The 879-nt window shown below is 61.3% G+C and carries 1 protein-coding gene; it reads left to right on the top strand.

Annotated elements, in window-relative coordinates; all coding sequences use genetic code 11:
* Window positions 1-879, top strand: an 879-nt coding sequence (locus OKC40_RS22645; RefSeq protein WP_270797046.1) for a Y-family DNA polymerase, incomplete at both ends; no start/stop codon positions are given.

Here is an 879-nt window from a genome sequence, read left to right as displayed (position 1 = left end):
GGGCCCTACTTCAAGATCCGCGAGCAGTTCGAGGCGCATGGCGGTGTGGCATTCAGCTCCAACTACGCGCTCTATGGAGACATGTCTGGCAGGGTGATGAGCACGTTGGAGACCATGGCCCCCGAGCTGGAGGTCTACTCTATCGATGAAGCATTCCTGTCACTGTCGGAGTCGTTTGCCGGGGACCTCATAGCCTATGGGCAACAGATCCGGCAGCGAGTGTGGCAGTGGACCGGCCTAACGGTAGGGGTTGGGATCGGCCCCACCAAGACCCTTGCTAAGCTGGCCAACTATGCAGCCAAAAAATGGCCTGCCACAGGCGGCGTCGTGGATTTGCGTGACGAGCTGCGCCGCGCACGGCTGATGGCTATCACCCCGGTGGACGAGGTGTGGGGCATAGGACGGCGCTTGGGAGCCAAGTTGGTGGCACAAGGCATCAACACCGTTGCTGACCTGGTGGCTAGCGACGCCAAAGGGTTACGCGCCCAATACGGCGTGGTGGTCGAGCGAATCGTACAGGAGCTGCGTGGCCTGCCTTGCGCAGAGCTGACCGTTGAACCGGCGGCGAAGCAGCAGATCCTCTCGAGCCGTTCCTTTGGTGAGCGCGTGACTGACCGTGGAGAAATGGCCCAAGCGTTGTCAGGCTTTATGGCTCGCGCAGCCGAGAAGTTGCGGGCCGAGGGGATGTGTTGCCAACGGGTGCACCTGTTCGTGCGAACCAGCCCCTTTGACGAACGAGCTCCTTACTACAGTGAGCAGGCTGGCGTCCGACTGGTCTGCCCTAGCGATGATACCCGGTTGCTGCTGCAGCAAGTGAACGTGCTGCTACCGCAGATTTGGCGCGACGGTTACCGCTATCAGAAGGGGGGCGTCATGCTG

Origin of the sequence: Aeromonas sp. QDB11, from assembly GCF_027705265.1 — a bacterium.
Lineage (GTDB): Bacteria > Pseudomonadota > Gammaproteobacteria > Enterobacterales > Aeromonadaceae > Aeromonas > Aeromonas allosaccharophila.
The sequence above is the reverse complement of the archived record's forward strand: the minus strand, read 5'-3'. Positions and strand labels throughout refer to the sequence as shown.